This is a genomic window from Paraburkholderia sp. 31.1, assembly GCF_014397645.1.
Taxonomy (GTDB): domain Bacteria; phylum Pseudomonadota; class Gammaproteobacteria; order Burkholderiales; family Burkholderiaceae; genus Paraburkholderia; species Paraburkholderia tuberum.
Window position 1 is genome coordinate 28473 of sequence record NZ_VZQN01000001.1, and the last position, 14848, is coordinate 43320.

The window sequence follows — 14848 nt, forward strand, 5'->3', positions numbered from 1 at the left end:
CAGTAAATCACCATGATCAGAAGCGTACGATGACCTGCAAACCACCGGCCGGCGAGTCGTCGAGCGACACTTGCGCATGATGTTGGGTGGCGATCCGACGCACGATCGCGAGACCGAGGCCGCTGCCCGCCACGTCGGTGCGCGCGCGATTCGCGCCCGCTCCCGCGCGATAGAACCGGTCGAACACGCGCTCGCGATCGGCGGGATCGATACCGGGGCCGCTATCGGCGATCCGCACGACCGGATGGCCGTCCTCGACACGCAGGCTGACGTCGACGCGGCCGCCACGCGGCGTGTACTTGGTCGCGTTGTCGACGAGGTTGTTGAACATCACGCGCAGCGCTTCGGCGTCGCCGGTCACGCTGGCGGCCTCGCTCGCCTCGATGCCGAGGTCGACGCCGCGATTCATCGCGAGCGGCGCGTAGGTCGCGACGCACTCCTGCAGCAGCTCGCGCAGATCGAGCATCACTGCGCCGGCGGCGCCGTCCGGCTCGGCGCGCGCGAGCGCGAGCAGTTGCTCGGCGAGGCGCGTCGCGCGCGTGACACCCGCCTGCAGATCGGCGAGCGCCTCGCTGCGGGCTGTGTCGTCCTTCGCGCGCGCGACCAGTTGCGCCTGAATCTGTACCGCGGCAAGCGGCGTGCGCAATTCGTGCGCGGCATCGGCGACGAACGCCTTCTGGATATCGAGCGCGGTCGCGAGCCGCTGCAGCAGCCCGTTCAGCGCACGCACGAGCGGCCGCACTTCGAGCGGCAGGCGCTGATCAGGCAATGGATCCAGCGCTTCGGGATGACGGGTGTCGAGCGCGCTCGTCACGCGCCGCAGCGGCCGCAGCCCGCGACCGACGATCACCCATACCGCGAGTCCGAGCAGCGGCAGCAGCACGATCAGCGGCCACAGCGTGCGCAGCGCGACATTGGCGGCGAGCCGGTTGCGCACCGACAGCGGCTGCGCGAGCTGCACGACGTTGTCGCCGACGATCGCGCCATATACGCGCCATTCGCCGCGGTCGGTGCGCTCGGTCGAAAAACCGAGTTCGGCGCGCGGCGCGAGCGGCGCACGCGGCCGCGAGTAATACATCAGCATGCCGTTGCGGTTCCAGATCTGCAGCACGATGCCCTCGTCGCCGGTATCGCGGCCGAGCACCTGCGAGAACGGTTCCGCCGGCAGCGCCGCGGCGATCTGCTCGAGCTGGTAGTCGAACAGCTCGTTCGCTTCGGCGAGTGCCTGCCGGTAGATCAGCCAGCCCGCGATGCCGACGCCGAGCAGCACGAGCGCGAGCAGCCAGAACAACAGTTGTCGGCGAATCGAGCGCATCGGCTCAGGCGTCCTTCGCGATCATGTAGCCAAGCCCGCGAACGTTGCGGATCAGATCGGCGCCGAGCTTCTTGCGCAGCGCGTGAATATAGACCTCGACGGTATTGCTGCCGATCTCCTCGCCCCAGCCATACATCTTTTCCTCTAGCTGGCTCTTGGACAGCACCGCGCCGGGTCGCGCGAGCAGCGCCTCGAGCAGCGCGAATTCGCGCGCGGATAGCGCGACCAGGGCGCCATCGAGCGTCACCTGGTGCGACGCGGGATCGAGGGTCAAATTGCCGTGGCGAATCGTCGAATCGCTGCGGCCGGACTGGCGCCGGATCAGCGCGCGCATCCGCGCACCGAGTTCGTCGAGATCGAAAGGTTTGACAAGGTAATCGTCAGCGCCCGCGTCGAGGCCCTTGACACGATCGGCGACCGCGTCGCGCGCGGTGACGATCAGCACCGGCAGCGCATGGCCGCGCGCACGCAGTGCGCGCAGCACCTCGAGACCGTCGCGCTTGGGCAGACCGAGGTCGAGCAACGCGAGGTCGTAAGGTTGGGCCGCCGCCGCTCGCAGCGCCGCTTCGCCGTCCTCGACCCAATCGACGGCGAAGCCTTCGCCGCGCAGCGCCTTGCGCACGCCTTCGGCGATCATCCGGTCATCTTCGACTAGCAGGATGCGCATGGTTGTCCGTTCCAAAACATTCGATGATGCCGCATTCTAGCGCCCGCTTCCGACCCGTGCGGCGTGTGGCGCTTTTTTCACCGCAGCCTCGCGGGATGTCACTACAATGGGCGCTTTGCGTCGCGCGACGGCCGGTAGACTGCGGCGCGCTACCGCGCCGTCAAGGCGCCCAGCTTGCCGTTCCATCGTCCCTCGCACGCCGCACGCCGCTCGCCGCACACCTTGAAATCCTGCTCGTCCGTTTGCCCGTTCACCCGTTCATGACGCACACTTTTCTGTCTTCCGTCGCACGCCGTATGGCGCTGCACTCGCGCCGTATGTTCGATCGCGCAGCCTTCATGCCTAACCGTGTCGTGCCGCGCGCGGCCGTCTGGCTCTGCGCCGCCGCGCTCGGCGCAGGCACCCTGCTGCCGCTGACCGGGGAGGCCCGCGTCAAGGCCACGCATCCGAGCGTCAACGTCACGACGGTACTGCCGCAGCCGGTGATGGTCGGTCTGCAGCGCGCGCACGTGCCGTTGTCGTCGATCAGCGTGGTCGTCGAAAAGGTCGGCGATCGCACGCCGATCCTCGCGCTAAACGCCGGCAAGCCGATGATGCCCGCCTCGACGATGAAGCTCGTCACCACCTACTCAGGCCTGTCGATCCTCGGTCCCGGTTACCGCTGGCGCACCAGCGCGTACGCGGAGGGCCCGCTCGACGCGAGCGGCGTGCTGCACGGCAATCTGTACATCCAGGGCACCGGCGACCCGAAGCTCGTGCCCGAAGAACTGATCGACCTCGTGCAGAAGATTCACAAGGCGGGCATCAACGGTATCGACGGCGCGCTGGTGCTCGACAAGCGCTACTTCGATCCGTCGACTCGCGACCTGCCCGCGTTCGACGACGACGTGAACGCGCCGTACAACGTCGGCCCCGATCCGCTGCTGTACGCGTTCAAATCGCTGTCGTTCACGCTGACGCCGTCGCCCGATGGCACGGTGGCGATCGACGTGCTGCCCGCGCTCGCGCAACTGCGCATCGACAACCAGCTGCGTGCGACGAGCGGCCCATGCCGGGGCGAGCTGCCGACGCCGACCGTCACGCCGGAGCCTGACGGCACGCTCGTCGCGTCGTTCATCGGCGACTTTCCGGTGCGCTGCGACGCGCGCACGATCAACGTCGCCGTGCTCGATCACTCGACGTTCTTCGCGCGCGGCTTCCTCGCGCTGTGGCAGCAAACCGGCGGCACATTCACGGGCGCGACCCGCGAAGGCGCAGTGCCCGCCGGCGCGAAGCTCGTCGCCAGGCACGAAGGGCCGATGCTGTCGGACATCGTTCGCGACATCAACAAGTTCAGCAACAACACGATGGCACGCAACCTGTTCCTGACAATCGGCGCCGCCGAGGAAAGGCCGCCCGCCACGCCCGCGAAAGCCGCGCACGCGGTCGAAGCTTTCCTGACGCGCGACAGCCTGAACACCGAATACCTGTCGCTCGATAACGGCTCGGGCCTGTCGCGCGACGAACACATCACCGCGCTCGCGCTCGCCGATGTTTTGCAACGCGCGAACGCGAGCCCAGTCGCGCAGGTGTTCGTCGACTCGCTGCCGATCGCCGGTGTCGACGGCACGATGCGCAATCGCCTGACCAGCCAGGGCGCGGGCGGCAACGCGCACATCAAGACCGGCACGCTGCGCGACGTACGCGCGATCGCCGGCTACGTCGCGTCGGCCGACGGCAACAGCTATGTCGTCGTCAGCCTGATCAACGATCCGCATTCGGAAGCGGCGCGCGCCGCGCACGACGCGCTGCTCGAATGGGTGTACGAAGGCCCGTCGCAGGGCTTTACGAAGGTTTCCGCGCCCATCGAGGAAGCGCGCGAGAAGCCCAGGAAAAACCCGCGCAAGCGCGGCGGCCACTGAGTATTCCTTCTAGCGATGCCGCGCGCGGCAAGCTCCTAACCGTGTACGCTGTCGGGCAGCATGCGGCGCGCGACATCACGGGCTTGCCGCGCAGGGCGCCGGTCGTGCAGACCGCGCGACCTCACGAACGATAACGACACCACCCGCTGCGTCCCGCGCGGCGGTCAGGGACCAGGAAGGGAGACAAGATGCAATTCGATGCCGAATTGCTGCTGCTCGCCATGGCACCCGTCTTTCTTGCCTGCATCGGCTGGGAGGCGTGGCACGTGAGCCGCACGCGCCCGGCCGAGCGGCTCTACAGCTGGCGCGACACGCTGTGCAACGCCGCGCTCGCGCTGCTGCAGCAGGCCACCGACAAGCTCGCGTGGCTCGCGATCATCCCTGTCTACGCGTTTTTCTACGAGCATTACCGCTTTCATACATGGCCGGCGACATGGCTGTCGTTCGTCGTGCTGTTCGTCGCGCAGGACCTGCTCTATTACGTCTTTCATCGCTGCAGTCATCGCGTGCGCTGGCTGTGGGCCGCCCACGTCGTGCATCACTCGTCGGAGCGGATGAATTTTTCGACCGCGTTCCGCCAGAGCCTGATGTACCCGATGGCCGGCATGTGGGTGTTCTGGATTCCGCTCGCCATTGCTGGCTTTGCTCCGAAGCAGATCGTCGCGATCGTGCTGATCAATCTCGGCTTCCAGTTCTTCGTGCACACGCAGGCGATCGGCAAGCTCGGCTGGCTCGAATACGTGTTCAATACGCCGTCGATCCATCGCGTGCATCATGCGCGCAACGATCGCTACATCGATCGCAATTACGCAGGTGTACTGGTGATCTGGGATCGCCTGCTCGGCAGCTACGTCGAAGAAGATCCGCACGAGGCGCCGCGGTACGGCATCGTCGAGCCGCTGCACACGTACAACCCGCTGAAGACGACGTTTCACGAATGGGCATCGATGGCCGCCGACTTCGCGAGCGTGCACGGCTGGCGCAACAAATGGCGTGCGCTGTTCGCGCCGCCCGCCTGGGCCGCCGCTCATCATGCGCAGCACGCGAAGGGAGCCGGCTTGAACTCAAACCATACGGTCGCGCTTCGGACATCGCGCAGGCCGTAGAAGATTCTGTAAGCTGTCGTCACGCCGCCAACGCGGTGGACGCCGCCTGCAACACATGGCATCAAGGGCCACACATACGAGGAGATGCAGTCAACATGAATCAAACCGCTTCGAAGAAACAGCAATGGTTGCGCGTCACGCAGATCGCAGTGGCGAGCGCAGCGTTCGCCGCGCTCGCGGCATGCGGCGGTGGCAGCGACAACAATAGTTCGAGCAGCAGCAACACGCCGCCGGGGGGCGTCACGCTGCAGGTCGTGTCATTCGGCGACAGCCTGTCGGATGTCGGCACATACATGCCGGCGGTCCAGGCGAACGTCGGCACGGGCGGCGGCCGCTTCACGACGAATCCGGGTGAGGTCTGGACGCAGAAGGTCGCCGAGTACTACGGCGGCACGCTCACCGCCGCGTACGTCGGCGGCTTCGGCATGCCGCTCACCGCGACGGGCGGCCTCGGTTACGCGCAGGGCGGCTCGCGTGTCGATCTGCAGCCGGGCGAAGGCTACGCGCCGAACAACATGGCCGCGACGACGGTGCCGGTCACGACGCAGGTCGCCGAGTATCTGGCCGGGCACAATAACAGCTTCAATTCGAACCAGCTCGTGCTGATGAACGGCGGCGCGAACGACATCTTCGTCGCGGTGCAAGCGGTCTCGGCTGCCGGTACGGCAGCGGCGACGCAGGCGCTCCTGAACGGCGGTACCCCGGCCGACGCGCAGACGGCGGCAGCCGCCGCGTCGCAGACGGCCACGCTGGCCGCGCTGCAGGACATCACCACCGCGGCGACCACGTTCGTCGGCACGGTGCAGAAGGTCGTCGCGTCGGGCGCGACGCACGTGGTGGTGTCGGACGTGCCGGACATCGCGCAGACGCCGCAAGGTCTCGCCGCGGGCGCGCAAGGCCAGGCGCTCATCAACGCGCTCGTCAAGACCTACAACGGCGTGCTGCAGCAAGGCCTCGCGTCGAGCAAGCAGGTCATCTACGTGAGCGCATTCGCGTGGATCGACCAGACGTTGCAGAACTATCAGTCGCTCGGTTTCACCGTGTCGAATACGGGCACCGCGTGTAACCTGACGTCGATGGCCCAAAGCGCGACCACGTACGCGACGAACAATCCGAGCGTGCTCGCCTCCGGCCAGACGGCGGCGGACTTCGGCAGCGCGCTTGCGTCGTCGCTGTTCTGCTCGCCGCAAACCTACACGGTGGCCGGCGCAGACCAGAGCTACATGTTCGCCGACCTCGTGCATCCGACCACGCATCTGCAAGCGCTGTTCGCACAGCAGGTCGAGACGCAGATCGCTGCTAGCGGGCTTGGCAAGTAACGCGGCGTTGGCCGTGGGGTTAGCGGTATTCACATGACAGCTAACCGGCGTCGCTAAGGCTGGCTAGATGGCAAAAGGCCCGGCTCGTTGAACGAGCCGGGCCTTTGCCTTTTCCGGTGGCCGTGCCATGCAGCGCAGCGATCCGATTGCGTCAGTGCTGCGCTTCGAACGCCGCCGCCGCGCGCCCGAGCCGATCGTTGACCGCGATCCATTCGATCGTGTCCGGCAGCTTCTCGATCAGAATCCGCGTGACGTTCGCGCGATCGAGCGCGCGCAGCAAGCCATAGAGCTCGCGTGCATAGACGTGCGGATCTTCCGGCGCGGCGACGAAATGCACGCCGTCGACATCGGCCCACTGTCCCGCACGCGACGCGCGCGCGACCAGCGCAACGCGCTCGCCCGGCTCGCGCACCGCGAGCAGCGGCTCGAGCTCGCCGAGTGGCAGCAGCACGAGCGGCGTGCGCGGCGCGTAATGCGCTTTCAACGTGCCCGACGCGCGCGGCGCGGTCGCGTCCGACCCGTCGGGCAGACGCGGCGCCTCGCCGAGCACGTCGGCGATATCCTGCGGCGTCACGCGACCGGGCCTCAGCAGCGCCGGAAAGCCGCGCGACAGATCGAGAATCGTCGACTCGATACCGACATCCGACGCGCCGCCATCGAGCACATGAATCGCGCTGCCGAACTCGTCGCGCACATGCTGCGCGGTGGTCGGGCTCACATGCCCGAAGCGGTTCGCCGACGGCGCGGCGACGCCGCCATGCCCGCCGCGCAACGCGCTGAATGCATCGAGCAACGCCTGCGCAACCGGATGCGACGGGCAGCGCAGTCCCACCGAGTCCTGCCCGCCGCTGACCGCCGCCGGAATGCGCGCAGCGCGCTTGAGGATCAGCGTGAGCGGTCCCGGCCAGAACGCGTCGATCAGACGCTGCGCATCCGCCGGCAAATACTCGACCCAGTAGTTCGGATCGCCATGCGGCGCGAGATGCACGATCACCGGATGATTGGCCGGCCGCCCCTTCGCCGCGTAAATGCGCGCGACCGCGTCCGGGTTCTCGGCATCGCCGCCGAGGCCGTACACGGTTTCCGTCGGAAACGCGACCAGCCCCCCCGCGTCGAGCAAGGCCGCCGCGTGCTCGATCTGCGCGGCGCTGACCGGCAACGCGTTGGTAGCGTCCTCGGCGGGTTTCTGTTGATCCGGCATGGCGCGCGCGTCAGCTGGTAGCGATGTGCAGCAGCCGCGCGCAATCGCGCGCCGCGGTGCGGGCTTCTTCGAGGGTCGGCGCGGTGAAGTTCACGTGGCCCATCTTGCGGCCGCAACGCGCCTCTTCCTTGCCGTACAGATGCAGGCGCGCTGACGGCATCGCGGCGACTTCCTGCCACGGCGGCGTGACCGCCGCGCGCTTCGGACCGTCCGGAAACCACACGTCGCCGAGGATGTTCAGCATCACCGCCGGCGAATGCTGGCGCGTGTCGCCGAGCGGCATGCTGGTCATCGCGCGCACCTGCTGCTCGAACTGGCTCGTCGCGCAGGCGTCGACCGTGTAGTGGCCGGAGTTATGCGGGCGCGGCGCCATTTCGTTGGCGACCAGCGAGCCGTCTTCGAGAATGAAGAATTCGACGCACAGCACGCCGACGTAGCCGAGCTTCTCGGCGATCTGCAGCGCGGCCTGTTGAGCCTGCTGCACGAGCGCCGGCGACGCGTCCGGCGCGGGGACGATGGTGTGCGACAGCACGCCGTCGCGATGGGTGTTCTGCGCGAGCGGATAGACCACCGACGCCCCGCTCGCCGCGCGCGCGATCAGGGCCGACACCTCGAACTTCAGCGGCAGGCGCTTCTCGAGCACACACGGCACGCCGCCGAGCGACGCATGCGCCTCGCGCACTTCCTCGGCGTTGCGCACGCGAATCTGGCCTTTGCCGTCGTAACCCATGCGCGCCGTTTTCAGGATGCCGGGCAGCACCGCTTCGAGCTCGCCATCGCCCAGCGCCGCAAGCGCATCCGACGACTCGATCACGACGTGCGGCGCAACCGTCACACCCGACGACGCGATAAAGCGCTTCTCGGCGATCCGGTCCTGCGCGACGGCGACGCAACGCCCCGCCGGGCTCACGAAGGTGGTCTTGCCGAGAAAGTCGAGGCTCGCGGACGGCACGTTCTCGAATTCGGTCGACACCGCCGCGCACAACCGCGCGAGTTCGGTCAGCGCCGCTTCGTCGCCGTAGGCCGCGCGCAGGTGGCGGTCGGCGACCGCGCCGGCCGGGCTGGTTTCGTCCGGATCGAGCACGGCGACGCGATAGCCCATCGCCTGGGCGGCAAAACAGAACATGCGGCCGAGCTGGCCGCCACCGACCATGCCAAGCCATGCGCCGGGCAGAATCGGTGAAACCGGTGTGTTGTCAGGGTTCATCTTGGTGGTCGGTCGCGGCCGGATACGCGCCGCGCTCGCACAGCGAGCGGCGGGCATCCGGCCGGGGGTCGGACAGGAAACGTCTTATAAAACAAACAGCGCGCTTACAGCGCCGGCAATACCATCGCGTGAGCCGCTTCGTTCTGGCGCACACGGAATGCAGCGAGCTTGTCCGCGTATTCGGCGCTGGTGCCGGAGAGCAGGGACACCGCGAACAGCGCCGCGTTCGCGGCACCCGCCTCGCCAATCGCAAACGTCGCGACCGGCACACCCTTGGGCATCTGCACGATCGAATGCAGCGAATCGACGCCCTTCAGATACTTGCTCGCGACCGGCACGCCAAGCACCGGCACCGTGGTCTTCGCGGCCAGCATGCCCGGCAGATGCGCGGCGCCGCCCGCACCCGCGATGATCGCGCGAATGCCGCGCTCGCGCGCGCTTTCAGCATAGGCGAACATTTCGTCGGGCATGCGGTGCGCGGACACGACCTTCGCTTCGTACGGCACGCCGAATTCCTGCAGAATCGCGACGGCGTTTTTCATCACTTCCCAGTCGGAACTGGAGCCCATCAATACGCCGACGACCGGCGCATCATGCGTATGGGCGGTTTGTGCTTCACTCATCTTACGGCTTCCTTGTTTCCCGGCGATGCGCGCCTGACACGGCGCGCGCGATCACATCAGTCGAGCTTGTGGCCCGTCAGGCGCTCGAGCGCTTCCTGGTACTTCTCGCCCGTTTTCGCGACCACGTCGTCCGGCAGCTTCGGCGCCGGCGGCTCTTTCTTCCACGGCTGGGTTTCGAGCCAGTCGCGCACGAACTGCTTGTCGAACGACGGCGGGTTCGTGCCGACCTGGTACTGGTCCGCCGGCCAGAAGCGCGACGAATCGGCGGTCAGCGCCTCGTCCATCAGATACAGCTTGCCGTGGTTGTCCAGACCGAATTCGAACTTCGTGTCCGCAATGATGATGCCGCGCGTGGCCGCGTAATCAGCGGCTTCCTTATACAGACGGATCGAAATGTCGCGGATCGTGGCCGACAGTTCGGTGCCGATGCGGCGCTCCATCTCGTCGTAGGTGATGTTTTCGTCGTGGTGGCCCATCTCGGCCTTGGCGGCCGGCGTGAAGATCGGCTCGGGCAGCTTCTGCGCGTTCTGCAGACCCGGCGGCAGTTGCACGCCGCAGACCGAACCGGTGGCCTGGTAATCTTTCCAGCCACTGCCGGCCAGATAGCCGCGCACCACCGCTTCGACGAGGATCGGCTCGAGACGCTTGACGACCACCGCGCGCCCCTTGACCTGCTCGACTTCGACCGGCGCGACCACCGACTCCGGCGCGACGCCCGTCAGGTGGTTCGGCACCACGTGCTTCAGTTTCTCGAACCAGAAGTTCGCCATCGCGTTGAGCACGCGACCCTTGTTCGGAATCGGCTCGCCCATGATCACGTCGAACGCCGACAGACGGTCGGTCGTGACGATCAGCAACTGGTCGTTGCCCACGGCATAGTTGTCGCGGACTTTGCCGCGGCCGAGCAGCGGCAGCGAGCGGAGCGTGGATTCGTAGAGGGTAGACATCGTCGTGGTTCGCTAAAAGTGGTGCAAAAAATGTGACCGGAACAAAAGGGAAACGCCGTTCCCCCGATGATGCGGGAACGGCGATCGGACGACAACCTGGCCAAACGGCCAGGCGCGGAGCCAAAACTACAGCTTAACGGACGACTTGCGCGAGCTCGCCCGACTTGTACTTCTGCGCAATTTTATCAAGCGAAACCGGCTTGATCTTGCCGGCCTGGCCTTCGCAGCCGAATTGCATGTAACGGTCGATACAGATCTTCATCGCCGCTTCGCGCGCCGGCTTCAGGTAATCGCGCGGATCGAACTTGCCCGGGTTGGTCCCCATGTAGCGACGGATCGCGCCCGTGATCGCCAGACGCAAGTCGGTATCGATGTTGACCTTGCGCACGCCGTGACGGATGCCTTCCTGGATTTCTTCGACCGGCACGCCGTAGGTTTCCTTCATGTCGCCGCCGAATTCGCGGATTTCCGCGAGCAGCTCCTGCGGCACCGACGACGAGCCGTGCATCACGAGGTGCGTGTTCGGAATGCGCTGATGGATTTCCTTGATGCGCTGGATCGAGAGAATATCTCCCGTCGGCTTCTTGCTGAACTTGTAGGCGCCGTGCGAGGTGCCGATCGCGATGGCCAGCGCGTCGCACTGGGTCAGCTTGACGAAGTCGGCGGCCTGCTCCGGATCGGTCAGCAGTTGTTCACGCGTCATCGTGCCTTCGGCGCCGTGGCCGTCTTCCTTGTCGCCCTTCATCGTTTCGAGCGAACCGAGCACGCCCAGCTCCGCTTCCACGGTGACGCCGATCGAGTGCGCCGCCTCGACGACCTTGCGCGACACTTCGACGTTGTACTCGTACGATGCGACCGTCTTGCCGTCGGCTTCGAGCGAACCGTCCATCATCACGCTGGTGAAGCCGCTGCGAATCGCCGCCATGCACACCGCCGGCGACTGACCGTGGTCCTGGTGCATCACGACCGGAATGTGCGGATACGACTCGACCGCCGCTTCGATCAGATGACGCAGGAACGGCTCGCCCGCGTACTTACGCGCACCGGCCGACGCCTGCATGATGACCGGGGCGTTGACCTTGTCGGCCGCGGCCATGATCGCCTGCACCTGCTCCAGGTTGTTCACGTTGAATGCCGGAAGGCCATAGCCGTTTTCCGCAGCATGGTCCAGCAGTTGACGCATTGATACGAGAGGCATGCTGAAACTCCTTAGATTGAAACGAATTCTTTTGCCGTCGGCATCTTTTGCGGCGATTTTATCGCGAAGCAGGCGGCGTTCCCGCGATGACACCGGCGCTTTGGTGCGCCGTCGCACATGGACCGTGCGGGTTTCGCTGCCCTGCTTCGCTCAATCGAGCCTGTGCCGATCGAGCAGTCCTGCCTGATCAGTACGGTTCACCGACCCGCACGATCTTCAACGTGTTGGTGCCGCCCGCCTGACCCATCGGCTCGCCGACCGTCAGCACGACCATGTCGCCGTGCGACGCGTAGCCCTTGCCGACCACCGTTTCGAGCGCCTGCTGCAGCGCCGTGTCGCGGTCGGTGTTGGTGTCCAGATGCAGCGAAGTCACGTTGCGATACAGCGCCATCGCCCGTTCGCTGCCGACGCGCGGCGTTAGCGCGAAGATCGGCACGTGGGTCCAGTGACGCGACATCCACAGCGCGGTCGAGCCCGATTCGGTCAGCGCGACGATGGCCTTGGCGCCCAGGTGATAGGCGGTGAACAGCGCGCCCATCGCGATCGACTGGTCGATCCGCGTGAACGTGCGGTCGAGGAAGTCCTTGTCGAGCTCCGACTGCTCGGACTTTTCCGCTTCGACGCAAATCGCGGCCATCGTCTCGATGGTCTGCACCGGGTACTTGCCCGCCGCCGATTCCGCCGACAGCATCACCGCGTCCGTGCCGTCGAGCACCGCGTTGGCGACGTCCGACACTTCCGCGCGGGTCGGCACCGGCGCGTGGATCATCGACTCCATCATCTGCGTCGCGGTGATCACGAACTTGTTCGATTCGCGCGCCATCCGGATCATGCGCTTTTGCAGCGCCGGCACCGCGGCATTGCCCACTTCCACAGCCAGATCGCCACGCGCGACCATGATGCCGTCCGACGCGTCGAGGATGCCTTGCAGCGCCGGAATCGCTTCCGCGCGCTCGATCTTCGCGATCATCTTCGGCTTGATGCCGTACGGCGCGCCGGCGATGTTCGCGAGCTGGCGGGCCATTTCCATGTCGGTCGCGTTTTTCGGGAACGACACCGCGACGAAATCGACGCCGAGCGACATCGCCGTGCGGATGTCCTCCATGTCTTTCGCGGTCAGCGCGGGCGCCGACAGACCGCCGCCCTGGCGGTTGATGCCCTTGTTGTTCGACAGCTCGCCGCCGATCTTGACGACCGTGTGGATCTCGTTGCCGATCAGGCGCTGCACGTTCAGCACGATCAGGCCGTCGTTGAGCAGCAGTACGTCGCCCGGCTTCAGGTCGCGCGGCAGATCCTTGTAGTCGAGGCCGACGCGCTCGTCGTTGCCGAGCTCGCAGTCGGCATCGAGGACGAACGGATTGCCGGTGACGAGCGTCGTGCGGCCGTTCTCGAATTTGCCGACGCGGATTTTCGGGCCTTGCAGGTCAGCCATGATGGCGACTTCGCGGCCGGCCTGACGGGCCGCCTCGCGCACGAATTCGGCGCGCTGGCGATGGTCGTCCGCGGTGCCATGTGAGAAATTGAGCCGCACCACGTCCAATCCCGCCTGAATCATTTGCAGCAGGATTTCCGGCGTGCTGGAAGCCGGACCGATAGTAGCGACAATCTTGGTGGCGCGATGCATGAGTCTCCTCGTCTGGATAGGATCGCTGGTAAGAGCGCTGCGGGGCTGCTGCGGAGTTCGCGCATCGAAAGATGCTGCCTGGGGTCGCGCGCCGGTTGTGGCCGGTGTCGCTTTGTGGAGTGATGCGGGTGATGCGGCATTCGAGAGCGGCGCCTCGCGCGCCTGAGATTTGCTGCCCTGCTTGCCGGAAGGCTGTTCCGGCTGGGCCGAATCGTGTTGAGCAGCTTCGACCTGTGCCGTTGGGGGCTGCTCCGCGTCGCCGGTCGGAGCTTGCGCTGCAACCGGTTCCGCGGGCGCTCCGGCGGCTAGCGCCGGTTCGGTGGCCGCGGGCGCTATCGGCGCTTCGGCAGCCACGTCCTGTCCGGCCGCTGCCGACGCAGCGGCCGCGCGTGTCGCGCGCTCCCCTGCCGGCGTTGCCGCGTTACCGCGCTGCGCTTTCACGCCACGCGCCTTGGTCGACTTCGCCGCTGGGGAGCGCGTCGCCACGTTAAGCCCGCGATTCCAGAACTTCTACCGCCGGCAGCTTCTTGCCCTCGAGGAACTCGAGGAATGCGCCGCCGCCCGTGGAAATGTAGCTCGCCTGGTCGTGGATGCCGTACTTGGCGATTGCCGCGAGCGTATCGCCGCCGCCTGCGATCGAGAACGCCGCCGAGCGCGCGATCGCGTCCGCGAGCGTCTCCGTGCCGTTGCCGAACTGGTCGAACTCGAACACGCCGACCGGGCCGTTCCACACGATCGTGCCGGCCTTCTCGAGTTGCGCGGCGAGCACCTTGGCCGTTTCCGGGCCGATGTCGAGGATCATGTCGTCGTCCTGCACATCGGCGACGGCCTTTACTTCTGCCTTCGCGGTCGGCGAGAACTCCTTGGCCGTGACGACGTCGGTCGGGATCGGCACCGAGGCGCCGCGGGCCTTGGCCGCGTCGATGATCGCCTTCGCTTTGTCGACCAGATCGGCTTCGGCGAGCGACTTGCCGATCTTCAGGCCGGCCGCGAGCATGAACGTATTGGCGATGCCGCCGCCGACGATCAGCTGGTCGACCTTCTCCGCGAGCGACTTCAGGATGGTCAGCTTGGTCGACACCTTGGAGCCCGCGACGATCGCCACGAGCGGACGCTTCGGTGCGCCGAGCGCCTTGCCGAGCGCTTCGAGCTCAGCGGCGAGCAGCGGACCCGCGCAGGCAACCGGCGCGTACTTCGCGATGCCGTGCGTAGTCGCTTCGGCGCGGTGGGCGGTGCCGAACGCGTCGTTCACGTAGATATCGCAGAGCTTGGCCATTTTCTGCGCGAGCTCGTCGGAATCCTTCTTTTCGCCCTTGTTGACGCGGCAGTTTTCGAGCAGCACGACCGAGCCCGGCGCGACGTTCACGCCGTTTTCGACCCAATTCGCGACGAGCGGCACGTCAAGGCCGAGCAGCTCCGCGAGACGCTTCGCCACCGGTGCGAGCGAATCTTCCGGCTTGAAGTCGCCTTCGGTCGGACGGCCAAGGTGCGAGGTGACCATCACCGCGGCGCCGGCGTCGAGCGCGGCCTTGATGGCCGGCACGGAAGCGCGGATGCGGGTGTCTTCGGTGATGTTGCCTTGATCGTCCTGCGGCACGTTCAGATCGGCGCGGATGAACACGCGTTTGCCGGACAGCTTGCCTTCGGCGATCAGGTCGGAGAGACGCAATACCTTGTTCATGGGCTTGAGTATGCGAGTTGATGAGAAGGCGGTGACGGACAGCGCGCGGGGACGAGGCG

General features: G+C 66.5%; 12 protein-coding genes. 3 read left to right on the forward strand and 9 right to left on the reverse strand.

What is annotated here, in order from left to right; genetic code table 11:
- Nucleotides 1-16: 16 nt before the first annotated feature.
- Both F6X37_RS00125 and F6X37_RS00130 read right to left on the reverse strand, forming a co-directional pair.
- Nucleotides 17-1315 (reverse strand): ATP-binding protein, encoded by a 1299-nt coding sequence (locus F6X37_RS00125; RefSeq protein WP_184051432.1) that lies wholly within the window; start codon nt 1313-1315, stop codon nt 17-19.
- A gap of 4 nt (nt 1316-1319) precedes the next feature.
- Entirely contained in the window at nt 1320-1982 is a 663-nt protein-coding gene (locus F6X37_RS00130; RefSeq protein WP_027198735.1) for a response regulator, read from the reverse strand.
- A gap of 317 nt (nt 1983-2299) precedes the next feature.
- Here F6X37_RS00130 and dacB point away from each other — a divergent pair, with 317 nt between their 5' ends.
- From dacB to F6X37_RS00145, 3 genes are all read left to right on the forward strand, one after another.
- Nucleotides 2300-3883, forward strand: coding sequence for a D-alanyl-D-alanine carboxypeptidase/D-alanyl-D-alanine-endopeptidase (gene dacB, locus F6X37_RS00135; RefSeq protein WP_410451180.1), 1584 nt, complete (start codon nt 2300-2302; stop codon nt 3881-3883).
- Nucleotides 3884-4071: 188 nt separating this feature from the next.
- Entirely contained in the window at nt 4072-4989 is a 918-nt protein-coding gene (locus tag F6X37_RS00140) for a sterol desaturase family protein (protein WP_187609915.1), read from the forward strand.
- A 95-nt stretch (nt 4990-5084) separates the two neighbouring features.
- On the forward strand, nt 5085-6308 hold the full coding sequence (locus tag F6X37_RS00145; RefSeq protein ID WP_184058320.1) for an SGNH/GDSL hydrolase family protein: 1224 nt from the start codon (nt 5085-5087) through the stop codon (nt 6306-6308).
- Between the two features lie 151 nt (nt 6309-6459).
- On the opposite strand, the gene F6X37_RS00150 is transcribed toward F6X37_RS00145, so the two are convergent.
- The 7 genes from F6X37_RS00150 to F6X37_RS00180 form a co-directional block, all read right to left on the reverse strand.
- Nucleotides 6460-7509, reverse strand: a complete 1050-nt coding sequence (locus tag F6X37_RS00150) for an L-threonylcarbamoyladenylate synthase (RefSeq protein WP_184051424.1) — start codon at nt 7507-7509, stop codon at nt 6460-6462.
- Between the two features lie 10 nt (nt 7510-7519).
- Nucleotides 7520-8716: a 5-(carboxyamino)imidazole ribonucleotide synthase gene (locus F6X37_RS00155; protein WP_184023007.1), complete on the reverse strand. Its 1197-nt coding sequence runs from the start codon at nt 8714-8716 to the stop codon at nt 7520-7522.
- A gap of 104 nt (nt 8717-8820) precedes the next feature.
- The gene (gene purE / locus F6X37_RS00160; protein WP_018421699.1) at nt 8821-9339 is read right to left on the reverse strand and encodes a 5-(carboxyamino)imidazole ribonucleotide mutase; all 519 of its coding nucleotides are present in this window, start codon (nt 9337-9339) and stop codon (nt 8821-8823) included.
- Between the two features lie 56 nt (nt 9340-9395).
- Nucleotides 9396-10286 carry a phosphoribosylaminoimidazolesuccinocarboxamide synthase gene (locus F6X37_RS00165; RefSeq protein WP_187609916.1) on the reverse strand — a complete coding sequence of 297 codons (891 nt, stop codon included), beginning with the start codon at nt 10284-10286 and terminating at the stop codon, nt 9396-9398.
- 133 nt (nt 10287-10419) lie between these two features.
- A complete protein-coding gene (gene fba / locus F6X37_RS00170; protein ID WP_187609917.1) occupies nt 10420-11484 on the reverse strand; it encodes a class II fructose-bisphosphate aldolase in 1065 nt (354 codons plus the stop codon).
- A 187-nt stretch (nt 11485-11671) separates the two neighbouring features.
- Nucleotides 11672-13108 carry a pyruvate kinase gene (gene pyk / locus F6X37_RS00175; protein WP_018421702.1) on the reverse strand — a complete coding sequence of 479 codons (1437 nt, stop codon included), beginning with the start codon at nt 13106-13108 and terminating at the stop codon, nt 11672-11674.
- A 487-nt stretch (nt 13109-13595) separates the two neighbouring features.
- Nucleotides 13596-14789: a phosphoglycerate kinase gene (locus F6X37_RS00180; protein WP_187609918.1), complete on the reverse strand. Its 1194-nt coding sequence runs from the start codon at nt 14787-14789 to the stop codon at nt 13596-13598.
- Between the last annotated feature and the right edge of the window lie 59 nt (nt 14790-14848).